The 21,558-nt window shown below is 71.4% G+C and carries 28 protein-coding genes; 24 read left to right on the top strand and 4 right to left on the bottom strand.

Translation table 11 applies throughout. From position 1 onward, the window contains the following. The first annotated feature begins 250 nt into the window (after positions 1-250). From OG618_RS37445 to OG618_RS37435, 3 genes are all read left to right on the top strand, one after another. Positions 251-1,033 (top strand): hypothetical protein, encoded by a 783-nt coding sequence (locus OG618_RS37445; protein WP_329492467.1) that lies wholly within the window; start codon positions 251-253, stop codon positions 1,031-1,033. Positions 1,034-1,306: 273 nt separating this feature from the next. Continuing rightward, positions 1,307-2,695: a hypothetical protein gene (locus OG618_RS37440; RefSeq protein ID WP_329492466.1), complete on the top strand. Its 1,389-nt coding sequence runs from the start codon at positions 1,307-1,309 to the stop codon at positions 2,693-2,695. Between the two features lie 34 nt (positions 2,696-2,729). Beyond that, entirely contained in the window at positions 2,730-3,281 is a 552-nt protein-coding gene (locus OG618_RS37435; RefSeq protein WP_329492465.1) for a hypothetical protein, read from the top strand. A gap of 27 nt (positions 3,282-3,308) precedes the next feature. Here OG618_RS37435 and OG618_RS37430 read toward each other — a convergent pair whose 3' ends face one another. From OG618_RS37430 to OG618_RS37415, 4 genes are all read right to left on the bottom strand, one after another. Further along, entirely contained in the window at positions 3,309-3,836 is a 528-nt protein-coding gene (locus OG618_RS37430) for a hypothetical protein (protein WP_329492464.1), read from the bottom strand. 95 nt (positions 3,837-3,931) lie between these two features. Next, positions 3,932-4,153 (bottom strand): DUF6011 domain-containing protein, encoded by a 222-nt coding sequence (locus tag OG618_RS37425; RefSeq protein ID WP_329492463.1) that lies wholly within the window; start codon positions 4,151-4,153, stop codon positions 3,932-3,934. Continuing rightward, on the bottom strand, positions 4,150-4,437 hold the full coding sequence (locus OG618_RS37420) for a hypothetical protein (RefSeq protein WP_329492462.1): 288 nt from the start codon (positions 4,435-4,437) through the stop codon (positions 4,150-4,152). Before OG618_RS37420 ends, OG618_RS37425 begins: the two co-directional genes overlap by 4 nt. Positions 4,438-4,500: 63 nt before the next feature. Then, positions 4,501-4,851 (bottom strand): hypothetical protein, encoded by a 351-nt coding sequence (locus tag OG618_RS37415; RefSeq protein WP_329492461.1) that lies wholly within the window; start codon positions 4,849-4,851, stop codon positions 4,501-4,503. A 303-nt stretch (positions 4,852-5,154) separates the two neighbouring features. On the opposite strand from OG618_RS37415, the gene OG618_RS37410 reads away from it, so the two are divergent. The 21 genes from OG618_RS37410 (at position 5,155) to OG618_RS37310 (ending at position 21,546) form a co-directional block, all read left to right on the top strand. Continuing rightward, positions 5,155-5,637, top strand: coding sequence for a hypothetical protein (locus tag OG618_RS37410; protein WP_329492460.1), 483 nt, complete (start codon positions 5,155-5,157; stop codon positions 5,635-5,637). A gap of 85 nt (positions 5,638-5,722) precedes the next feature. Next, complete coding sequence (locus OG618_RS37405) at positions 5,723-7,129, top strand: AAA family ATPase (protein ID WP_329492459.1); 1,407 nt, start codon at positions 5,723-5,725, stop codon at positions 7,127-7,129. A gap of 105 nt (positions 7,130-7,234) precedes the next feature. Next, entirely contained in the window at positions 7,235-7,426 is a 192-nt protein-coding gene (locus tag OG618_RS37400; RefSeq protein WP_329492458.1) for a hypothetical protein, read from the top strand. Continuing rightward, complete coding sequence (locus OG618_RS37395) at positions 7,423-8,013, top strand: WhiB family transcriptional regulator (RefSeq protein ID WP_329492457.1); 591 nt, start codon at positions 7,423-7,425, stop codon at positions 8,011-8,013. Before OG618_RS37400 ends, OG618_RS37395 begins: the two co-directional genes overlap by 4 nt. Beyond that, positions 8,010-8,381 (top strand): hypothetical protein, encoded by a 372-nt coding sequence (locus OG618_RS37390; protein WP_329492456.1) that lies wholly within the window; start codon positions 8,010-8,012, stop codon positions 8,379-8,381. The genes OG618_RS37395 and OG618_RS37390 overlap by 4 nt, the downstream gene beginning before the upstream one ends. 1,356 nt (positions 8,382-9,737) lie before the next feature. After that, positions 9,738-11,066 carry a transcriptional regulator gene (locus OG618_RS37385; RefSeq protein WP_329492455.1) on the top strand — a complete coding sequence of 443 codons (1,329 nt, stop codon included), beginning with the start codon at positions 9,738-9,740 and terminating at the stop codon, positions 11,064-11,066. Continuing rightward, a complete protein-coding gene (locus OG618_RS37380; protein ID WP_329492454.1) occupies positions 11,063-11,872 on the top strand; it encodes a DciA family protein in 810 nt (269 codons plus the stop codon). The genes OG618_RS37385 and OG618_RS37380 overlap by 4 nt, the downstream gene beginning before the upstream one ends. A 425-nt stretch (positions 11,873-12,297) precedes the next feature. Next, the gene (locus OG618_RS37375) at positions 12,298-13,674 is read left to right on the top strand and encodes a ParB/RepB/Spo0J family partition protein (protein WP_329492453.1); all 1,377 of its coding nucleotides are present in this window, start codon (positions 12,298-12,300) and stop codon (positions 13,672-13,674) included. Positions 13,675-13,999: 325 nt separating this feature from the next. Beyond that, on the top strand, positions 14,000-14,845 hold the full coding sequence (locus OG618_RS37370) for a ParA family protein (protein WP_329492452.1): 846 nt from the start codon (positions 14,000-14,002) through the stop codon (positions 14,843-14,845). 340 nt (positions 14,846-15,185) lie between these two features. After that, positions 15,186-15,488 carry a hypothetical protein gene (locus OG618_RS37365; protein WP_329492451.1) on the top strand — a complete coding sequence of 101 codons (303 nt, stop codon included), beginning with the start codon at positions 15,186-15,188 and terminating at the stop codon, positions 15,486-15,488. Positions 15,489-15,675: 187 nt separating this feature from the next. Continuing rightward, the gene (locus OG618_RS37360; RefSeq protein ID WP_329492450.1) at positions 15,676-16,242 is read left to right on the top strand and encodes a hypothetical protein; all 567 of its coding nucleotides are present in this window, start codon (positions 15,676-15,678) and stop codon (positions 16,240-16,242) included. Between the two features lie 149 nt (positions 16,243-16,391). Next, entirely contained in the window at positions 16,392-16,568 is a 177-nt protein-coding gene (locus tag OG618_RS37355) for a hypothetical protein (protein WP_329492449.1), read from the top strand. Positions 16,569-16,723: 155 nt separating this feature from the next. Beyond that, positions 16,724-17,050 carry a hypothetical protein gene (locus OG618_RS37350; RefSeq protein ID WP_329492448.1) on the top strand — a complete coding sequence of 109 codons (327 nt, stop codon included), beginning with the start codon at positions 16,724-16,726 and terminating at the stop codon, positions 17,048-17,050. A gap of 187 nt (positions 17,051-17,237) precedes the next feature. Beyond that, complete coding sequence (locus OG618_RS37345) at positions 17,238-17,690, top strand: hypothetical protein (protein ID WP_329492447.1); 453 nt, start codon at positions 17,238-17,240, stop codon at positions 17,688-17,690. A 60-nt stretch (positions 17,691-17,750) separates the two neighbouring features. Beyond that, entirely contained in the window at positions 17,751-18,077 is a 327-nt protein-coding gene (locus OG618_RS37340) for a hypothetical protein (protein WP_329492446.1), read from the top strand. Beyond that, positions 18,074-18,808 carry a hypothetical protein gene (locus tag OG618_RS37335; protein ID WP_329492445.1) on the top strand — a complete coding sequence of 245 codons (735 nt, stop codon included), beginning with the start codon at positions 18,074-18,076 and terminating at the stop codon, positions 18,806-18,808. Before OG618_RS37340 ends, OG618_RS37335 begins: the two co-directional genes overlap by 4 nt. Then, a complete protein-coding gene (locus OG618_RS37330) occupies positions 18,805-19,230 on the top strand; it encodes a hypothetical protein (protein ID WP_329492444.1) in 426 nt (141 codons plus the stop codon). The genes OG618_RS37335 and OG618_RS37330 overlap by 4 nt, the downstream gene beginning before the upstream one ends. Before the next feature lie 80 nt (positions 19,231-19,310). Then, a complete protein-coding gene (locus tag OG618_RS37325; protein WP_329492443.1) occupies positions 19,311-19,742 on the top strand; it encodes a hypothetical protein in 432 nt (143 codons plus the stop codon). Positions 19,743-19,814: 72 nt separating this feature from the next. Then, the gene (locus tag OG618_RS37320; protein WP_329492442.1) at positions 19,815-20,207 is read left to right on the top strand and encodes a hypothetical protein; all 393 of its coding nucleotides are present in this window, start codon (positions 19,815-19,817) and stop codon (positions 20,205-20,207) included. Between the two features lie 59 nt (positions 20,208-20,266). Further along, positions 20,267-21,217 carry a hypothetical protein gene (locus tag OG618_RS37315; protein WP_329492441.1) on the top strand — a complete coding sequence of 317 codons (951 nt, stop codon included), beginning with the start codon at positions 20,267-20,269 and terminating at the stop codon, positions 21,215-21,217. Further along, positions 21,214-21,546 carry a hypothetical protein gene (locus tag OG618_RS37310; RefSeq protein WP_329492440.1) on the top strand — a complete coding sequence of 111 codons (333 nt, stop codon included), beginning with the start codon at positions 21,214-21,216 and terminating at the stop codon, positions 21,544-21,546. The genes OG618_RS37315 and OG618_RS37310 overlap by 4 nt, the downstream gene beginning before the upstream one ends. Positions 21,547-21,558 lie beyond the last annotated feature (12 nt).

Below are 21,558 nucleotides of genomic sequence, written 5' to 3'. Positions count from 1 at the left end.
TCCTCGCCCCCGAGGACGTACCGACGGTCCGGCGAACCTGGCTGGACCGCCCTCCCACGGGCAGCGGCGCCGGCGTTGTAGTCTGCCCTTGGCTGGACACGCACTGCCGCTCGTCGCTGCCCGATCCCCGCCCACGCCGGGGGCTGCCGGGCGCCGTTCGACCAAGGGACTTTCGGGTTCCCGTGCTGATGGACACCGTGCTGGCCTTCTCCGGCGGGGTGCGTGGGAGACCCGCCAGGATCGAAGCCCCGTGTCACCGAAGCAGAACCGGCCCACGGCCGCCAAGCGCGCCCGAGCCGCGCAGCAGGAGAACCCCGAGATCCCGTACACCGAGCTGCTGCGCGCCGAACAGGCCGCCGGCTCCGCCCCCGCCGTCGAACCCACCGAGGCTCCGGCCACCACCCTCGCCACCGGAGGTACCCGCATGCCCGCCTGGTCCCCCACCACCCTCGCCCGCATCGACTACAGCTACGACCGCGACTACGCCAACCAGGCCGGCGGCTCCCGCTACGCCGACTACGTCCACATGAAGGCCGACGCCTTCAACTACTGGCACGGCCCGGACGACCTCATCCCGACGCGGTTCGCCAGCGAGGCATGGCACATCGCCACCGGCCCGGTGATGTACCCCGGGTTCGTCCAGACCCGCCCCGACCTCTCCTCTGTGCGGGTGTATCGGGACGACTACGAGGGAGCGATGGTGGTCGAGGTGCGGGTGCCGCTGTCCTACCGACGTCTCACGGGCGCGGACCAGTGGCCGTACGACTGGCAGGACTGGCAGCGCGAGCGCTTCTCGTACAGCGACGACGAGTTCCCGAGCCGGGAGACGCCCGAGGTCGTCCAGGGCAAGGTCGCGGTGCTGACCAGCACCACGGTGCGGCTCACCCTCCCGAAGGAGGATCTCCACGTCCCGACGGCACTGTCCGGACCGCAGCTCGCGGTGGACGCCACCCTCGCGGTGGAGACGTTGGTCGAGCTGGTCAACCGGCACGCTGGCCCGGCGCTCGCCCGCGTCCTGTGCCAGAAGGGCTGACCACGGGCGCCGCCAGCCCCGTGCGGTTCACCTGCCGCCCGGGGAGCGGCTCCGCGCCCGGTAGGTGAACCGCACGGACCGGGCCCCCGGGCGGGGCCCGGTCCACTACAGTGACCCCCAGCGGCCGGACACGCACTGCCGCTCGTCGCTGCCCACCCCGCCCACGCCGGGAAGGGCGCCGTACGACCAAGGGGTCACACCGACGCCCGTGCCGCTTCACCGTGCCCATCGGGCAGGGAGCGCGTGGGCAGGCCTGCCAGATGCGAGAGCACCGTGACCAAGAAGAACCAGAGTGCCGCCGCCCGCCGCGCCCGCGCAGCGCAGCAAGCCGGCTCCCCCACCCCGTACACCGCGCTGCTGCGGGCCACCCCTCCCTCCGGCGCCGCAGCGTGGTCGCTGCGCACGCTGTTCGTGCAGCTCGCGGTGACCGCGCCGGGTGACACCGCCGAGCAGCGTCGCGAGTGCGCGCAGCTGGTCGCCGATGCCTGGGCCACCCTGACCGGCCTGGCCGGGGACGAGTACCCGGCCGCGGCGACCGTGATGCCGCTGCACAGCGAGACCGCGGATGAGCCGGGTTTCGTGCAGGTGGTTGCCACGGTGCAGGCACTGCGGGACTGGACCAGCAAGTTCGCACTGGCGGACACCGCGGATGATCTGCGCCGCACGGCCCTGCACGCGGTCGCCGAGCGGTGGCCGAAGCTCGGTGAGTACGCCTCCGCACTCGAAGAGCTTGATGCTGCCGAACTCGGCCGGCGCGTGGTGGTGCTGGCGGAGGCCGGCGTCCGGACCCGGGGCATCGACCCGCGACTTGCCGCACTTCTTCCGCCGCCGGAGCGGACCGGCCGCAGGAACGTGAGCATGGTGCCGGTCGTCGCGGGCGGCGAGGGCAAGACCATCGCCGTCTCAGAGCTGGACGTGGATGCGGCCGGGCGCGGCCGCCGCCCGGCCGCGGTCGACCTGGACCCGCAGCCCAACCTGACCGCTTGGTCCGACGTCCAGGAGGAGCTGGCCGGCGGCTGGCCGTACCGGCTGGTCGACGCCCGGTGGCAGGGCTGGCTCACCGCCGGGAACGGCCTCTACAAGGCCTCGTACGGCTTCAAGCGGGAGGGACTGGAGGAGCCGTGGCCGTACGCGCGGATCGTGGCCGAGCGGGGCCCGGTGCGCCCGGTCAACCACGAGATCGAGGGTGACGACTCCGCCGAGCGCCTGGCCGCGCTGTGGCAGCAGGCCGGCCGCAAGGCGGTCGCGTCCACCCTGGTCGCGCTGTACCTGGCGGAGCAGCGCCTTCCCCGGCTCGTGTTCGGCGGGCCGCACCCGCTGACGTCCGGCCGTGAGGGCAGTTGGGAGTCCGAGCGGCTGCTCTCCCTGGCGTGGGGGATCGGCGAGGAGCTGAGCGAGAAGCCGAAGCGCTACGACGAGGCGGCGGCCGAGGGCATCGCCGACATCCTGGAGGGCTGGGTGCGGCACCCGGAGTCCTACACCGAGGTCGCCGAGACCCTCTCCGCCCTGTTCGGTCGGCATGCCGACCGGGCGGGCGGGTGGAAGGCGGTGGCGGACCAGTGGTTCCAGCCGGGCGCCCGCGCCGGCCACGACCTCATCTTCGGAGTCGCCACCTGGCTGATGAAAAGCTCCGCCGGGTTCGACCCCGACCTGTACCGCTGACCGCTGCCCGATAACGAGCAAGGAGCACAAGGCCATGAGCACCACCCCGTCGCCGGAGTCCACCGCGGCCGTCGCCCGCGCCTACGAGCGGCTGGCCGGACTGTTCGGACCGACCGTCCATGCCGAGGCCGCCGCGCTGCTGGACGACCTGTACGAGGCCGCGGCCAGGCACGGCCACGAGCGTGCCAGCGCGGACCTCGGTTCGCTGATCACGGCTGCCACGGAGGCCACCTGCACCAGGTACCGCCACCGCGGGCCCGACCGGTCGCTGGCCGAGCTGCAGCAGCTCACGAAGGTACTCGCCGCGGCGTTCACCGAGGCCGGGCTGACCCTGGCCCCGTCGGCCGGCCGTACCGGGGCGGCGGTGGAGCCGCTGCCGGGCGGGCCGGCCTGGGGCTGGGACGGCCGTACCGGCTTGGCGGTCGGCATCTACCTCAACGGCGGGTGGGACGTGATGGTGAACCAGCGGGAGAGCCGGGTGTTCTCCCTCTACGCCCCGGCCACCGAGGCCGGCGCCAGGGAGGTCGCGGTGATCGTCCACGGCATCCTCAGCGGGGATCGTCCGGACCCGTTCCGCAGCCGGTGACGGGGGCGCGGATCTGCCGGGCCGGGCTCAGACAAGGCCGCTGTCGGCTCCGTTCAGCGCGAACGCTCCGGTGTCCGTCAGGACGGCGAGGCCGTCCGGCCCGCGCTCGATCCAGCCGGTGAGGATCAGGTCCGGTACCAGCCGGCAGTTCAGCGCCGTGGTGTAGTCGGGGTCGGTGCCGCGCCAGCGGGTGCCGTGCTGAACGAGGTGGCCGGTGCGGGCCGCGGCCAGGAGCTCGAGGTCGGCCGGCTTCACCGGCCGGTGGGCGGTGATCCGCAGGGCGACGTTGCGGGCCAGCGCGGTGTCGACCTGCTCGGCCGCCAGGCCCTCGGCGCGGTTCAGCGCCTCGCGCATCCGGTCGTGGGAGCCTGCCTCGACGGCCTCGCTGCAGTCCAGGTCGGTGTAGGACAGGCGCAGGCTGCCGGGGCGGTCCCCGGGTGCCAGGACGAATCCCGAACGGGGCGGGACGGGCCGGCCGCCCCGCCAGTCCGGGCCCTGGTGGGCTTCGAACCCGGCCGTCGCCAGCACCGCCCGGACGACGGCCTCCTGGGGCATGCACGACACCAGCACGAGAAGCCCCTGTTCTCTCCGAGTTGCTCTCCAGCAGCGTAGGTCTGGCCGGCGAACCCGAGTGATCGGCATGGAGACGTTCACTCGATCGTGCGGTGCCCGGGCGTCGTGCCCGGTAGGGGTTCCTGCTCGATGTCGTAGGTTCGCACGCGGTCGGGGGCGGTGGCGCAGTGCGGGCCGAGACGTTCCCAGCGTGATTCGGGGCGGTGGAGCAGGCGCTGGCACTGGCGGCACCGGACGAGCGGTGCGGGTAGCCGCTGGACTCCTGTGCCGGGGAGGTACGGCTGCTGGTCGTCGGTCATGCGGGCGGACGGTAGTCGGCCAGGGTGTCCTCGTCGCCGTTGAGGATGCGGCGGGCTTCCTGCTGGATGTGGTCGTAGCCGGCCTGGTGCCCGTAGGTCTTCCAGCCCGGAAGGCGCGCGGCCCAGGTGCGCAGCGAGCGTTCGGGGTCGGGGTGGTCGGTGAGGGCTTCGCGTATGGCGGCTTTGGCGTCCTCGAGGCCGTGGCCGTAGTCGTCGGTCGGGTCGCCTGGTCCGGCCAGGGTGGTGAGCGCGGTTCGTAGGACGTTGGCGCGGTCGGTGTGCATGGTGGTTCCCCCCTCGTCGCGGCGTCGGCCGGAGTCGGCGCCGCGTGGCTGCTGTGGTGGTGGTCAGAGGTTGATGACGTGCCGTTCCCACGTGGTGGCGTGGTCGTCGAGGGGGCGGTCGGGGGTGCTGGTGCCGAGACGCTGGCCGCACTGGCAGCTGGCGAGGATCTCGCAGTCGCCGTATTCGAGGACCAGGGCGTGACCGCCGGCGAGGGAGGCGGGGAACTGGGGGTCGGGGTTGCGGGTGTATGCGGCCGCCGCGGCGGCGGCCGCGGTCCACGCCTGCTGGATGGTGGGGGGCAGGTCGTCCCAGGCCGGCATGGGCTTGCCCAGGTGGTTGAGGTTGCCGGTGGTGGCGCCGTACGCGGTGTAGGCGGTGCGGGCCCGGGCCTGCTGGTCGGCGGTGGGGAGCACGGTGGTGGTCTCCGGTTCTGGGGCGTGGATGAGTCGGTGGTGCGATTGGGGCTGGCGGCGTGAAATGACTTTCGGTTACGCTGCACGCGTTGTGCGGGAGTTGCAACTTCGTGTTGGCCGTTGCCCTGGTTGGGGTGGCGGCCTTTCGTCGTTCCGGGGGCGGGGCGTTGATCCGAACCTAGCGTAAACAACTTGCAATTCGGAAGTTGTTTATGCCAGGGTGGGCGCACCGGACGTGCGGTCCGGCCACCGCAAGGCGTACCCACCAGGGTGCGCGCGGTCACTCGGATAGGAGACTGGGCTATGTCGACCGCTGTACTCGCGCCGCCCAAGCAAGGCCGGCGCGGACCCCCGAGAGGATCCCTCTACGTGCCCGCGTCCCCGAAGGACCAACCACCGAAGTCCGCCCGCATCGTCAAGGACCGCCGCGCTCGCGGTGTGGAGAAGACCTCGCGTGCCCGCACCGTGTACCTCACCGGGGAGGTGAAGGTGCAGGCTCAGCAGAAGGCAACGAAGGCGGACACCAGCCTCGCGGTCTATACCCGGGAGGCCTGGGACCGGTTCCTCGCAGGCAAGTTGATCCCGCAACCCCCGCTCCGGGCTGTGCGCAACTCCGGCATCGTCAAGGAGAAGTTCGTGCAGTGGGAGGAAGACGAGTACTGGGCCCAGCTGACCTCGCGGTGCCAGCAGGCAACGGAGGAGCTCGGGTTCAGGGTGAACCCGTCGAGCATCGCCGAACAGCACCTACGTGCCCTCACCGGCCTGGAGAACCCGGCCAGGGAGTAGCACGTACCGCGGGGACCTGGTGCCTGACCGCCGACAACCGAGCCCACGCCCCCGCTTCGCGAACAACCACATAGGAGAGTCCCCCATGGCTGCAACAGCCGTCGGGGCCCCCGCCAACGCGGGGGCCCTGGTTCCGCACACCCGTTTGCCGGTGCGCGCCGCGATACCTCAGGCCCGTCCGGCACGCATCATGATCGACGGCCCGTCCGGATCGGGCCTGAGCTGGACCGCGCTCGACCTCGCGGTCGGCCTGGCCGGCGACGGCGGCCGCATCGCCGTCATCGACACCAACGGCGGCGCCGTGCTGCGCTACGCCGACGCCTTCCGGTTCGGGGTCGTCGAGCTGTACGAGTTCGCGCCCGAGAACCTGATGGTGGCGCTGTACGAGGTCGGGTCCCGGGGCTGCGACGTCGTCATCGTCGACGACTTCTCGAGGTTCTGGTCCGGCCCGGGCGGCCTGCTCGAACTTGTCGACACCGAGACCGCCCGGGCGGATCAGGCGGCCGCGAAGGCGAAGCTGCCGCGACCGGGTACCTCGGCGGGCTGGACTGCCGTCCGGCCTCGGGAGCGTGCCGCGCTGGATGCGCTGCTGGCCTTCCCCGGGCACGTGGTCGTCACGGTGAGGGCCATGACGGAGACGGTGCTGCAGGAGGGAGGGCCGGCCGGGACCGTTCCTCGGCGCTACGGCCTGAAGCTCGACCAGCGCCAGGGTGTCGAGGCGCCGTTCGACATCGCGTTCAGCCTGCTGCCCGGGGGCGAGCACCACGCCGTGGTCACCAAGTCGAGGCTGTCCGCGCTGGACGGACAGCTCCTGAGGTTCGACGTACAGCCGGCCCGAACGGTCGGGACGCAGATCAACGAGTGGGCGCGCCAGGGTGTCGACTGCTGGCCGAAGGCGTCGTTCTACACCACGGCCTACAGCCCCGAGTCGACGATCGAGGACCTCGGACGTCTCCTCGGACAGATCGCCGACACCCGGGCTCAGCACATGGCCGCCTACAACGACCAGCCGCGCCCGGACTGGAACGAGGTCGAGGGCGGCCCGATCGCGCTCGGCGCGCTGGTGGAGCGCCATCTGGCCAGACTGCGGGAGCAGGCCGAACGGGCCCGGCGCGCGGCGCCCCCGGGGCCGAGGAACCAGCCGCCCCGGCCCCAGCCCCGCGCGGAGCAGCCCCCGGCCGCTCCCGGCCCGGCAGTGGCCGCACCGGGAGGGGCGGCCACCGACCGGCCGGCGAGCCTGCCGGTGGAGATGCCCACGAGCGGGGAGACCGACCCCGTGGTCCTGGCCGTCGCGGCCACCGTGGAGAAGATCCGCGCTGACGGCGCCTGGGACGACACGCTGAAGCTCGCCGCCGCGTTCATGTTCGGCAGCGAACGGAGGGCTCTCCAGGAGCTGGTCCACTGCGAGGACGGCCGATACGTCGAACTCAGGACGCTCGTGCAGACCCGCCAGAGCGAGCTGAAGGACCGCGCGCTGTTCGACGCGGCCTGACCCCGGCTCCACCCCACCCGACGCCCCACCCCACCCCTGCACCGGGCCGGACAGCCCTCCCACACTCTGCGCTGTCCGGCCCGGCCCCGTTCATGGGAGCACCCGGTGCGCCGCACCCCCACCCCCATCCTGCTCACCGTCGTCCTCGCCCTGGCCGCCGTCCGCCTGCTGCAGCGCGCCCGCTCGCAGACCTCCGCCGCACGCATGGACGCCGCCGTCGCCCGCTTCGAGGCCGACCTGACCGCCCGCTACGTCGCCCGCACCGCGGGCCGCACCGACCCCCGGGAGCTCCAGTGACCGACAAGACCGCCCGCCGCAACGCCCTGATCGCGCTACTCGACAGCGACGAGTTCCGCAACAGCCCGTGCGCCACTGTCGGCCCCACCAACCTGTGGATCTCCAGCAACGCCAAGGACGCCGTCCTCGCGAAGAGCGCGTGCACCGGCTGCCCGGTCCGCGCCGGCTGCGCCGGGTACGCCGTCGAGTACCGGGAGCCGGAGGGAGTGTGGGGCGGCCTGGACCTCGCCGAGCGGGAGAGCATCCAGCGGCGCACCGCCAGAAACCAGCACCGCCAGAACAAGAACCAGCGGATGGCCGACCAGAAGGCCGCGCTCGCCGGCGTCTCCCGGTTCACCCGCCCGGACAAGGCGCTCGTCCGGACCGCGCGGCAGCTGCAGATAGTCCAGGCCCTCTGCGCCGCCGACGGCGACATGCGCCTGGCCGCCGACACCCTCGTCGGCACCGGCTACGCGGCGCTGTGCAGCCAGTACAAGGGCATGGCCGCCCGGGTCGGCCTGCCCGACCCCTTCTACGAGAACGTGCCCGAGGTCCTCACCCGCCTGGCCGTCGCCCTCGCGGCCGCGAACCTGGGACAGGCCGCGTGAACGCCGCCACGGCCGCCGACCGCGCCGGCGCCCGGCTGGTCACCGGCACCGCGCAGGTCCTGGAGGGGCTGCTGGTACTCGGCCTGATCGAGCACGCCCGCGGTCTCGACGCCCTGCCCGACATCCTGCTGCCGCCGCTACCGGCCGGCCCTGACCGCGACGCCGCGCTGTTCCTCGCCGGAGCGAGCGCGGCCACGGCGGCCGCCGCCCGGCGCTGGCGCGGCGGCGGCTGGGACCCCGAGGAGTTCGCCGCCGTCACCGACCAGCTGCGCGCGGCCGGCTACGACCTGATGTCCCGCCGGACCGCCCGGGCGATCTCGGCGGCCGCGGTGCTCGGCGATCCCGCCTCCGGCCGGCCGCCCCTGTGAGCGGCGCCCGCCGAGGACGCCCGCACCGGCTCACGGTCGAGACCGACCAGGAGGTCATCGCCGAACTGCTGCTCCTGATCGCCGACGGGGCGAGCGTCCGGGCGGCGGCGGCCGAGCTGGGGATGTCCGTGTCTCCTGTGTACCGGCTGCGCCGGGTGGAGCCGCGGTTCCGGCAGGCGCTGGCGGAGGCGCAGAAGGCGGGCCGGGGAGCGCGGCGGCCGCCGCCGCCGTCCGGCTCGGAGAGCCGGTACGTCAACCAGCGGTGCCGGTGCGATCGGTGCGTGCCGGCGGCGTCGGCGGCGAGGGCCGGCCGACGGAGGGCGGCGAGGGAGCGCAGGAATTCGAGCACATGAACGGAAATGAGGCTCGGATGGCTGAACTGGCGAACCATCAGGGGTGTCGGGAGCCTGGATCAGGTCACCTCAAGTGGAATATCGAATCGGCGGAAGGGGCTCATTCCCGCAGGTAGATGGCCGATTGGGGAGAGATGATCTAGGACGGGCCGGGCCCGTTATTAGGATCTGTGGGAGAGTGGTCGGGTCTTCGGGTCATATGGTGGTCATCGGACTAATGCCTGTGGATACCGCTCCGGCGCGCTGCCGTTGATGAGTCGCCAGGAGGCGGTTCCGGGGGGTAGTGTGATACCCGGCCAGAGATCGGTGATCTTGGTTGGCCGCATCGACAAGAGCACAGGAACGCCGAAACCCCGAGGTCTCGGATGCCAGGGACGTTGGCCCGTCCAAGGCGAGATCACTCGGGGCTGCAGGCGCCAAGACCAATGAAGGTGGTCTCAACGTGATTGATGGTACCCGTGTCCCCCCAGGGCGGCACAAGAAGACCCACCCCGTCGCGCGCGTGACGTCGCCGCGTCGACTCGGTGGGTCGCGTCATGTCTGAGACCGTCCGGCTCGGTCTGCCGGCTCTTGCTCCCCAGATCTCCGGTCCGATGTCGCCCCGAGGGCGTTTCCGGTTCGGCTGTCCGCCCGTAGGCCCGCTCCCCCGTAGGGGGTCGGTCGCCTTGAGCTGATCCTCGGGCGGTGACCTCGGTCCCCTTCCCGGAGGACCTCCACCGCCTGGCCGTCCGGGTGTTACCCGCACCCGTCGTCACGGCCGTCATGTAACTGCCGGCGTCCACTGTGCCGAGGTTCCCGCCTCTGCCCAGCTGACCGGCTAGGGCCCGCAACCGGATTCCACCCCGGTACGCGGGACAACGCTCACCGCCCTTGCCAAGGGGCGGGTCCTTCAGGTTCTCCCAAGAACCACCAACAACAGGCCGCCTCCAAGATCGAAATCCGGAGGCCACCGCCGAGGGTGGCTTTTTTGCGCCCTCAAGCAGGTTGAAGGAGCAACGCCATAATGCATGATCGTCATGCCCTTTGTCAGGTCGAGTCCGACCAGAACGCGGATGTCGGCCGAATCTCCACCCTGACGGGCGACATTTCCGCCGCCGACAACGCCCCGGGAATGGGCGCGTCGAATCCCGGATTCGAACACTCGAACGAATATGATCCTCGGCAGGGGTACGGCCCGCTGGCGGTCACAGCCTCCCGCCAGTGGGCCACCACCACCGCCGGCCGGATCGTCAACGACACCTACTCCTGGCTCCAGTCCGTCCACTGGGTCCACGGAACCGGCGCCGCCCCCGTTCCGCCGAAGGGCCCGAAGTTCGGCCCCACGACCATCCGCATCGCCCAGGAGCTGACGAAGCTCACCGAGGTCCGGCCCGGCATCACGCACCTGATGCGCGTGCTGAACCTCGGTGAGCGCACCGTGCAGTACCACCTGGCCCACCTGCGCAACACCGGCCTGCTCACCTACATCGAGGTAGGCACCCGCCTGCCCCGCACCGAGGACCGCGGCCCCGTCGCCAGAAGCTCCCACTTCGCCCTGACGATCCCCCAGAACTACGACACCGCGCTCGGCATCCGGACGACCGGCGAGGGCCCGACCCGCCGCATGACCGGCATCGCCGAGGCTGGACGCAAGACGATCGCCCGACTCGGACGGCTCGCCTCGAAGTCCGTCCGCCGCCGGAAGCGCAAGACCAGCCCCAGGCAGCGTTGCACCCCAATGGTGGCCAGCTCTGCAGTACCTGCACTTACCCACTCACCTTCCGCTTCCCGTCTTGAGGGAAAGGGCCCGAAGGACATCAGCACGAAGGGCAAGAGCGGTCGGCACCGCAACCGGGTGACCCGCCGCTTCGAACTCGCCGCCGAACTGCGTCGCCGGGTGCTGTGGATGAGTCGGTCGAATACAGACCGGCTGGCCTGGGTGCTCTCCGAGGTCGCAGACGCCGGCTGGACCGCCACCGAGGTCGAGGCGTGGCTGAACCTGGTCAACGAACCCGGCCACGTCCGCCGCCCGTCCGGCCTACTCGCCTCCCGGCTGCGGGCAGCGGTGCTGCTGTGGCCCACGAAGGCTCACCGGGACCGGGCGATGGAGTCTCAGCGGGAACGGATCCACGGGGCTGCTAAGGCCCGCTCGACGGTCGCGGACGGGTTCCTGGCCTGCCCCGAGTCCACGTCGGACACAAGGCCCGCAGCTCTCCTGGACATCATCGCCCTCTGCCAGCAGACCAACAGCCGGGTGACCTCCGACGGCTGGTCCCAGGCCGAACAGGCGAGCACCATGTCCGAGGAGTCGGCCGCCGCCGACATCGCCGCGTTCCTCGGAGCCGCCGTGTGACCGCCGAACCGACCGGCGCGGACATCGCCCGCCAGGCCCTCGCCCGGGCCCGCGCCAACTCCAAGGACAAGCCCATCGAGGGGCCACCCGTGAAGCGGAAGCGCCCCCCCAAGCGCAACCCCCACGGCCGGGAGCCGATCAGCCTGATTGGCGCCGTACGCCTGGTACTCGAAGACGCCGGCTGGGACCTGAACGTCGGCGGCGCAGACGTCGTCGCTGCCTGGCCGACCATCGCACCCGAGCTCGCCCGCGCTGTCGCCGCCGTGCACTTCGACCCGAACACCGGAACCCTCCACCTGCGCCCCGCATCTCCGGCCTACGCCGCCCAGCTGCGATTGTTCGACCGTCAGCTCGTTGCCCGGATCAACGAGAAGACCGGCGGCCGACCTGCCGTGCGCGCCCTACGCATCCTCGCGCCCGGGCGCGGACGCTCGTCCGTGTCGACGACCGACGAGCCCGCTCCCGCTCCGACACCACTCCCGGAGCCGGAGCCCGAGCGCGAATACATGCCTCCGGAGGTCGCCCACTTCCTCGAGAGGCTGTTCAGCACCAACGACGAACGACGTGCCGCCGAACGCGCCGCCGCCGACCGGGCCCGCGCCGACGCACTCCGCTTCGGCCGCCGACACGCCCCCACCATTCGTGAACCCGAGGCTGGCGGTGCCTGGGAGACCGTACGCGAGAGCCTGCTGACCTGGAACGGTGACACCGCCGACCAGGAGGACCAGCACGCCGTGAACGCCCGCCGCCAGGCCGCCGCCCTCCAGCGTCGACGCGCCGACCGTGCCGCCTTTCCATCAGCGTGATTGCCGCGCAATCACCCCGAGGAACCCGCTTGCGTACATCCGGCCAGACGTCCCGTCGACCAGCGCATGTGCTGGCGATGGTGTCGAGTGATTGCGGCGCAATCACCCGGCGCCCAGCCTCTGATCATCCAGGGCATCGCCGAACAGACCGACGCCTTGATCAGACACGCGCAAGACGCGGTTCGACTCGTTGGCCCGTTGAGGCATCAGAAGCCGCTCAGAGACGCCATACTGTTCCAGAAGCGCGCTTGAGCTTGCTCGCCGCCACTCCTACGAAGGTCTGCGTCCCGCATTGACATGGGCGGTTTGCCCGAAATTCTGGTCATCGTGATTGCGCGGCAATCACCACCAGGCCACCAGGGAGCACGACCCCGGCAGCTAAGCTCACGCCCGAGAGTCCCTTGTTCTGTCCCCCGGAGAACCCCATGGCCACAGCCGGCCTCGGAGGCCGCAGCCTCACAGTCGCACGAAACCAGCAGCAGCAGATCGCCAGCAAGCAGCCGACCGCGACGCTCGACGACCTCCTCCCCAGCCCAACCAACGGTCGCAAGAGACTGCGGAACATCGAGTCCCTCGCTGCAACGATCGCGTCGGACGGCCTGAGCACCGCTCTCACGGTCATCCCAGCTGCGCACTACATCAAGCACCATCCCGAACACGCGGAGACGGTCAAGGCGTCCGGCAAGCCGTACGTTGTCCTCGGCGGCCACCGTCGACTCGACGCAGCAAAGCAGGCGGGCGTCTCCCGCGTTGCGATCAACGTGGTGTTCGAGGTCAAGAGCGTCCGAATCTCCTCCCTTCAGGAGAACCTCCAACGAGAACCCCTCACCCCGGTCGAAGAGGGCGAGGAGTTCCAACAGGTGATGAAGGAGGAGGGCCTGTCTCAGCGCGGACTGGCGAAGCGGCTCGGGGCCGAGTCCAACAAGCGAATCTCCCAGACCTACATCTCGCAGCGCATCGCGCTGCTGAAGCTCACCCCCGAGTTTCAGGACGACGTGGATGATCAGTGGAGTCACGAGCGTGAAACCGGCATCACGCTGAAGTTCGCCGCTGAGGTGCTGGCACGCCTCACGCACGAAGCCCAGACGGCCTACCGCCGCGGCGATTTCACCAGGGAAGACGTGATCTTCGCCGTCAGCAATCGGGATGGCGGGCTGACCGTGGCCGACATCATCGAGGTTCTGGCGGAACGGGACGACCCTTCCAAGACGACCACGGTCGAGCCTGCGGTGATTGCCGCGCAATCACACGAGACGTCTCCGATCGCCGAGCCGGCGGCGATGGCCCCGCGGACCGGACAGCCCTCCGTCTCCACCTCAGCCACAGATGTCCTGGGAACGGCTGCCGGCCGCACAGCAGACGCAGGTGATTGCGCCGCAATCACCCCGCCCGCCCCCGGCCCGGGGATGCCTGCCCAGCGGACTGCAGCCGAACTGGCCTCTGCCGCGGCCGAGCCCGAGCCCGAGGCCTCTGCCGCGGCCGAGCCCGAGCCCGAGCCCGAGCCCGAGGCCTCTGCCGCGGCCGAGCCCGAGCCCGAGCCCGAGCCCGAGGCCTCTGCCGCGGCCGAGCCCGAGCCCGAGCCCGAGCCCGAGGCCTCTGCCGCGGCCGAGCCCGAGCCCGAGCCCGAACCGGACCAGAGCGGGTCCGCAGAGCCTGGGAGCACGGGCGAGACCGAGGTCGATCGGGAGCTGCACGTTGACCGAGTGTTGACCCTCGCGGGCGACCCGGAGCAGGTCGCACTGGCCGTCTACGAGGCTCTGACCGCCGACGAGCTTGAGAGCATCAAGAACCTGTTGTCCTGAACCGAGCCCACCATCACCCCGTCGAGTGAATAACCGGCGGGGTGGGTGGCGCAGGTGTCGAACCACGGTGTACCGTGCGGGCGAACCTCGCGTCCTTGCTCGCCCGCCGTGCCCTACGCCGGCCGCCGAGATCCGCCCCTGACCGACAGACCTCGAGGCCTGCCACCCGGGGCGCAACCTGGACGAGGTCGCGCAGCAGCACACACCACCCCTCCCACAGCGGAAGTACATACCCGTTGAGGGCGTGCGTGATTGCCGCGCAATCACTTCACCGGCGAGACCGAACCTGAGCGTCCGCCGCCACCCAAGCCAAGGGGAGAGTCTCGTGGGCAAGACGATCAGCAACACACGCATCATCGCCTTCACCAACCAGTCTGGCGGTGCAGGCAAGACCACCTCCGCAGTCACCATCGCTGCATGGCTGGCCAAGTACGGTCTGAAGGTCCTGTTCGTGGGCCTTGACGCCCAGTGCGACGGGTCCGCCTCCCTCGGCTGGGACCAGCCCGACGAGGTTCCGGGCCAGGCCACCATCCACAACGTCCTGACCGACCCGGGCGTCAAGCTCAGCGACGCGATCGTTCCCGCCTACGCCGGCCCCTCGGACGATCCCAAGAGCAAGCAGATCGAGGGCCTTGACCTGGTTCTTGAGTCCGCCGAACTTGAGAACGCCGAACAGCTCCTTACCACGATGATGGGCCGCGAGCTCTGGCTTCGCGACGCCCTTGCCACCGTCGCCGACGACTACGACGTCATTCTGCTCGACTGCCCCGGCAACCTCGGCCTGGTCGTCGTCAACGCCCTCGTAGCGGCCCGCGAGGTCATCGTCTGCGTAAAGCCGGGATGGAAGGAACTGCGGGCCCTCACCCGCATCGAGCAGACCATCGCGCGAGTCCAAAACACCTTCGCCGCCAACGGGGCCAACCCCGAACTTGTCGGTGTTCTCATGGTCGATACCCCCACCAGTCGCCAGTCCGGAGCGGTCTACGACGACGCGAAGACCGAAGCCGAAGCGGCGTACCAGGAGAAGTTCCTGCCGACGATCCGTCGTTCTACCAAGGTCCCCGAGGCCTACAGCCACCAGAAGGCCCTGCCGTTCTTCGACCGGTCCGCCGAGGTCACCACCGAGTACGCCGCGGTTGTGAAGGCGCTTGGATTCCGCCGGCAGAACTGATTGCCGCGCAATCACGCGAGTACCGCGTGAAACGAGATCCCGCTACACTTCCGGTGTTGCAGCGGACGTGTGCCTCGGCAGGCGTTCTCTGGGACTCTCATGCCCCCGGCTTCTGGGTGGGCGGTTCGTTGTCGGTAACTTCTGAATCGCGCTTCTGGGTCGGGGGCACTCCCATTTCCAGCCGTCACCGTGAGCCACAGCCCTAGCAGATCAGCGTCATTTGTGCGCCATTTGAGCTGGGAGGTCTGGCGCTGGCGCGTCATTCTTTGCGACGCTAGCAACCGGCACGGGTGCCGGCGACCCGGGCGACATCCCCCCATGACGTCGGATGAGGAGAGCGATGTCCGCCCTGGCTGCACAATCCGATCCCGAGCGCCTCGCGACCGTGACCCAACTCCGCCGGCGCGGCGGCGGCGACGGCCTGGTGAGCCCGGGGACGACAGCCGAGTTCTGGGAGTCCCTCTATCGGCAGATGGGCCGGACCCTGCACGACGCGAGCACCGTGGACGCCCACCGCATCGCCATCGCCGGCGTCGCCCTGCTGATTGAGGGCGCCGCGGCGGAGGGGCTTCTCGCACCGGAGGCGGCCCAGGAAGTACGGCTACTTCTGACGGAGGCCGTACAGGCTCCTGACCAGCTCTGACGCTCCCGTCCAACGGACGTGCCGAACGCGTATCTAGTTCAGGTTGGAACCTCCTCAAGCGGAATATCGTCTGCCATCATGGGCTCGGCATATGCCTGCACGTGATCAATCCGCTACTCCACCCTGTCCGGACGACGGTGTCCGAACCCCTCACCGGGTGGGGAGCTGAGGGCTGGGGGCACGACACATGACGAAAGCGCAGCAGCCGACGACCGAGCCAGCACGGCTGCTCAACGAGCTGGATACCCCGGCTCATCTGGCACAGAGCCGCTCGTCCGCCCTCGGCCCCGGGGCCGGCTCGGGGACCGGACGTCTCGGATCGGCACCCATCAACGTGCAGGTACTCCAGCACATCGCCAACTGCGACGGCGCAGTCGCGAAGTTCATCAACGATGCCCGCGCCGCAGCCGACAGCAAGCCCGTACCGCTCCCGGCCGGCCGCTCGGCGGTCTACCGCGAAGCCGCCCGCGCCGCCGCCGTGCTCGGCGCCGACTGGGAACAGCACCTCGAGGCGATGACGTGGCGCGCGACAGTGGAGTCTGAGCTCCTCCTCGGCGACGCCACCCGGATCCGCCAGCAGCCCTGCCCGGACTGTTCCACGGTCGGCCTGGTGTGGGTACGCGCAATCCGCCGGATCAGCTGCGTCAACCGGCACTGCGCGGCCACCACGCCGGACGGATCCCACCGCATCTGGACCGTGGCGCAGCTGTCCGTGGTGCGCGTAGGCCTGCAGCCGCTGAAGGCCACCGGCTGAACCGCCGTCCCTCCTCTGCGTACCCCTTGCGTTCCCCGTGTGCCGGCCCGGTGCTGTGACCGGCCGGCCCCCACCCACCCGAGGATGACCGCATGCCCGCAGGACTGGGAGCTGTCTCTGCTCCCGCATCGGACGCACCGACTGACTTGATGACGCTGGACGAGATCGTCGCGTTCATCCGGCAGTCCGGCAGGCCCGTCAGCAAGGTCACGCTGTGGCGCTGGGCGGCCCGTCACCAGGCCCGGAACTGGGGGACGGGCCGGGCCGCCCTGTACTCGCTCTCCGACCTCCTGGAGATCCACCGGGACGAGTCGAGGCGCCGGTAGCGGCGCCGGCCTGACGACTTGAAGCCCCTCGTACCGATCCGGTGCGGGGGGCTTCCGCATGTCCGGACCCGTCGTAAACAACTTGCACAATGGAAGTTGTTTATGCGAGGATGGGGTCACCGACAACGAACCGCCCACCAGCCGGAAGGCCCCCGATGAGCGCCGTGATCTTCTCCCTCGACCACAGCCACGCGGTCCGCTACGACACCCTGACCGACCACCAGCGCCACCAGGTCGACCACATACTCGACCTCCTCGACCCGGTGTACGGCCTCACCGACACCGACCAGCGCCGCGTCGTCTCCGAGATCGGTGCCCGCGCCATCGGCATCGACCTGGCCCCCGGCACCGACCTGGCCCGCTGCCAGGGCGCCGACGGCACCTGCCCCGTGGTCACCGCGAGCGACGCTCTGCACGAGACCACCCACGCGAACCTCTGCCCCGACTGCCACGACGCCTACCTGCGGCTCGTCGGCGAGTAACAGACCCCCGGCCCGGTCACCGGTCGAACCCTCCCCCCGGGGTTCCCGGGACCGGGCCGGGCCCAAGCAGGCCGGGCGCGCGGTTGGCGGTCGACACCTCTCCCGCGCGCCCGGCCGCCATTGCCCCCACCCCCACCCGCACCGTCGCCTTCCACCGTCAGCACACCGGCCGGAGGTTCACCCCGCCATGCCCACCAGCACCACGCCCGAGCTGTCCGCCACGCTCCGCCACGACCTCGCCGCCGCCGCCACGCTCCTGTCCGATCGCGGCATCTGGCGGGGCGACAGCGGGTTCGCAGCCCCGGACGGCTACCCCGACCCGTGGGAGCCCCTCGCGTTCGCCGGGGCCGGACCGGCGGGCGCCCTCGACCCCATGGCCGCCCTCTGGCTCGCCACCCACCCCGGACCCCTGCCGCAGACCTTCACCACCGCGACCCCCCAGGCCTGCGCCGACGCCTGCGACGCGATCCTCGACGACCCGCGCACCGGCCCCGCCGTCCGCGCGCTCGCCAACAGCCTCGCCGACGCCCACCAGGCCATCCCGGACCCCATCGAACGCCTCGCCTACTGGCTCGACAGCGCCAGCGACCTCGAGGTCATCGGCCGTCTGCTGCGCCTGGCCGAGACGCCCGCCCCCTGATCACGCTCCCGGCCGGCCGCCACCCGGCGGTCGGCCCCGACCACCACCAGGAGCACCACGGTGAACCCCTTCCAGCGCATTCGCCGGCGTCTGGCCAGCTCCGCCTCGGCCGGCCTCGCCGCCGTCGCCGCGTTCTGGGACAGCGGCGCCCCCGCCGCCGTCCGCCCCGACAGCAGCACCTCCTACCTGTTCCCCGGCGACCAGCTGACCATCCACATCCACCAGCGCGCCGACGGCGAGGTGACCGGCACGCTCTGCGGGCCCTTCGGCTTCATCACCGCCGAGCCCGACCAGCTGGTCGCGCTCGGCGACATGGCGGTGCTCGCCGCCGAGACCGTCCGCATGCGCCGCGAGCGCGCCGCCGCCGAAAGGACCGACCAGTCGTGAACTCCAGCCTCCTCGTCCGATCTCCGTGGTTCACCCCGCCGGCCGACCAGCACCGGAAGGTCATGGAACTGACCGGCGCCGACCGCCGCCAGGCCGCCGACCGGGCCGAGACCGTCGCCGCGTACGCCGCACTGCACGCCGGCGTCCTCGGCATCCACGCCCCGCACAGCGGGTGGAGCGGCCACCCCGACGGCACCGCCCACTACACCGACGGCGCGCTGCGCCTGGCCTACCGCGCCCCGGTCGCCGGCGAGCACCTCGCGCTGACCGCGCTCGTCTACGCCGCATGCGGCACGATCCACACGTTCGCCGTCTCCGGCCCGGCCGGCCTCGCCGTCGGCCAGGCCGCGGCCGCCGAGTGCCCCGGGCACCCGGACGAGCCCACCGCCGTGCTCACGCTCGCCGCGGCCCTGAGCGACCCGGTCGCCAGCGACCCGAAGAACGCGGCGTGCCGGTGCGACGAGCCGGGTGCTGATCCGTACCAGTGCCCGGCCGCAGAGTTCGATGCCTGCGACCACCAGGCCGAGCTCCCCGAGCTGTCGCCGTTCGCCGGCCGGGCCCGGGAACGGGACGCTCGGGTGGTCCGCACCTGCCCCGTGTGCGCCTGGTCCACCTCGTCGTGGCACGTGGACGACGGCTCGGCGGAGGCCGAGCTGCACGGCCACGTCCTGCGCGCGCACGACGGCAGCTACGAGAAGCCGGCCGCCGACGAGCGGGCGGGCGACCAGTGACCGCCGCTGGTCCGGCCGAGCGCCGCGAGCCGCGGGTGTTCGTCCTTCAGCTCCCCGCAGCCCTGGAGCTCCTGAACGCGAACCGCCCTGTCCACTGGCGGGTGCGGGCCCGCAAGGTGGCGGCGATTCGCAACGCGGCCGGCTGGGCGGCCCGGCACGCCCGGTTGCCGGCGCTGGAGCGGGCCCGGGTCGACTTCGTGGTCAACCCCCGGCCGGGAGTGACCCGCTACGACCCGCACAACTGGTGGGGCTCGGCCAAGGCGGCGATCGACGGCCTGGTCGACGCGCGAGTCCTGCCGGACGACGACTCGACCCACCTGGTCGCCACCGAGGCACGGCCCGGGGTTCCGGTCAAGGGCGGGCGCCTGGACCTGGTGATCACGGAAGTGCTGGACGAGCCGGTCGGGCCACCCCAGTCATAAACAACTTGCACATTGGAAGTTGTTTATGTGAGGATGGGGTCACCGACAACGAACCGCCCCATCACCCGGAAGGCCAGACCTTGACCAGCTCACACGACATTCCCGGCGCCGATTTCCTCATCCGCGCCATCGACACCGGCCGCCCGCTCGCCCCCTGGGAGGACCCGACCATCCCCGGCACCGAATTCCCCGCCGACACCCTCGCCGAGGCCGAGGCGCACCTGCCCCGCATCCGGGCCGCAATCACCCACCACGCCGAGATCACGGGCACCCTGGCGGCCGCCGCCCGGATCGTCGCGGTCGAGTACCACGGCATCGCGCCCGTGACGCTCGTCCACTACGCGCCCACCGAGACGCCCGACGACGAGACCGCGCTGATCCGCCGCCTCGTCGCCGACGACCCCGCCGAGACGCTCGCCCGGGACATGGACCGGCTGAACCGGACCCGGCAGGCCCTCGCCGACCAGGGCGCTCCCGTCGTCACCGACTCGGACCTCGCCGTCGCCGCCTGACCGGCCATCCCCGGGGGCCGCGCCCGTCGAACGGGCGCGGCCCCACCCCGCCGAACCTGCTGGAGAAACCCGATGCTCACCATCACCCACACCCGGCGCAAGCTGCCGCCCGGCTGGCCGTCGGACCGCTACGTCGAGTACAACCGCGCCATCAAGGTCACGCGGATCGTCGACTACCTGCTGCGCGAGCAGGTCGTTCACGCCGCCGAGCAGGCCACCGACGACGTGATCACCACCGCCGCACGCGAGATCGCCGCCGGACACACTCCGCCGTCGGCCCACACCTGCCAGTCCGTCCGCGAGACCCTGGCGCGCCTGATCCCCACCCCGTTGCCCGTGCTCACCGACGCCGACGCGATGGAGCAGATCCACGCCCTGCTGTCCGGCCACAACTGGACCCCGGACCACATCAACCGCGTCGCGGCGATCGTCAACGCCACCGGCCGCACCGTCGACGACATCTGACCGCCTGTCGGCCCCCGCCCGCACCCGGCGGGGGCCGACCCCGCACACCCGAGGACCCGATGACCAACCCGCCCACCGACCCGCGCGAGCACTACGCGATCCGCCTCGACGACGGCCGCCACCTCTACCACCTGCCCGGCCTCTTCAGCTGGGGCGGGCCCTTCCACGACGTCACCGAAGTGAGGATCTTCGGCGACGGCCAGCCCCTCACCCGTCTGCCCGACACCGCATGGTGGTCCGCCCCCCACGCCGTCGCCGAGATCACCGCCAGCTGGCGCCCCCGCGCGAAGGTCACCGCCCACGTCCTCGACGACCCCGACATGGCGTCCGCCGCGCTCCCCCTCAGCGTGCCCGCCGACGACTGGGACAGTTTCGTCGACCGCTCACACCACGGAAGCCCCGACTTCTACCACGCCGTCTACGAGCAGCAGGACACCCGTACCGGCCCCGTTCCGGGCGGCCCCTGGCGCGTCCTCGGCGGCGAGGCCCCGCCCACGAGCGCCGACAGACGGTGGGTCGCCTCCCTGCCCCACTCCCTCACCAACCACCCCGAGTACCGGTGGTGGTTCCCCGGCCGCCTCGCCGGCCTGCGTGACGCCGTCAGGGACTACGCCAACACCCTGCCCTTCGTCCGGTTCGCCAGCATCCCGCGGACCCCGAACGGGCAGGACCAGAACGAGGGCCTGGACGTCGCTATCGGACTGCCCTTCCAGCAGCCCGTGACGGAGCTGTCCGACTACGGACAGGACGGCCGGAAGCTGCGCAGGCCGCGCACCGTGCCGATCAGCGCCCGGTTCGCGCTGAGCCTGCCCGTCCCCAGCTCGGTGTACGGCGACACCTACGCCGCCGCGCTCACCGAGTGGAACCGGCTCTACGCCGAGTTCACCGCCCTGCTCGACCACCAGGCGCAGACGGGGGTGAAGGCCTGCAACGCCTGCGCGGGCCACGGCTACCTGCCCGTCGACCCCACCCACGCCAGCGCCCCCGTACCCCGCAGGAGCCACCTGTGAACACCGTGACCGTGCTGCTCACCGTCCACGGCGAGCAGCACATCACCCTCGACAGCGAGACCCTTCACCACGCCCTGGCCGCCGGTACGGCCGCCGATCTGCTTGAACCGCACCTCGACAGGCTCGACGTGCGCAGCGCCGTCGTCCGGCCGGACGGCACCACGCTGCCCCTCGTCCCCGGGGCACCCCTGCCCGGGGAGGACATCCGGGCCCTCGCGATCTCCCTCTACGAGGACGTCGTCGACGCCAAGCACTCCGGTCCCGTCGACACCGCCGAACGCCTGCTGCGCGCCCTCGGCATCGACCCCGCCCAGATCCCGCTGTTCTGACGCTCCGGCCCC

The sequence above is a fragment of the Kitasatospora sp. NBC_01246 genome (assembly GCF_036226505.1).
Taxonomy (GTDB): Bacteria; Actinomycetota; Actinomycetes; order Streptomycetales; family Streptomycetaceae; genus Kitasatospora.
The sequence above is the reverse complement of the archived record's forward strand: the minus strand, read 5'-3'. Positions and strand labels throughout refer to the sequence as shown.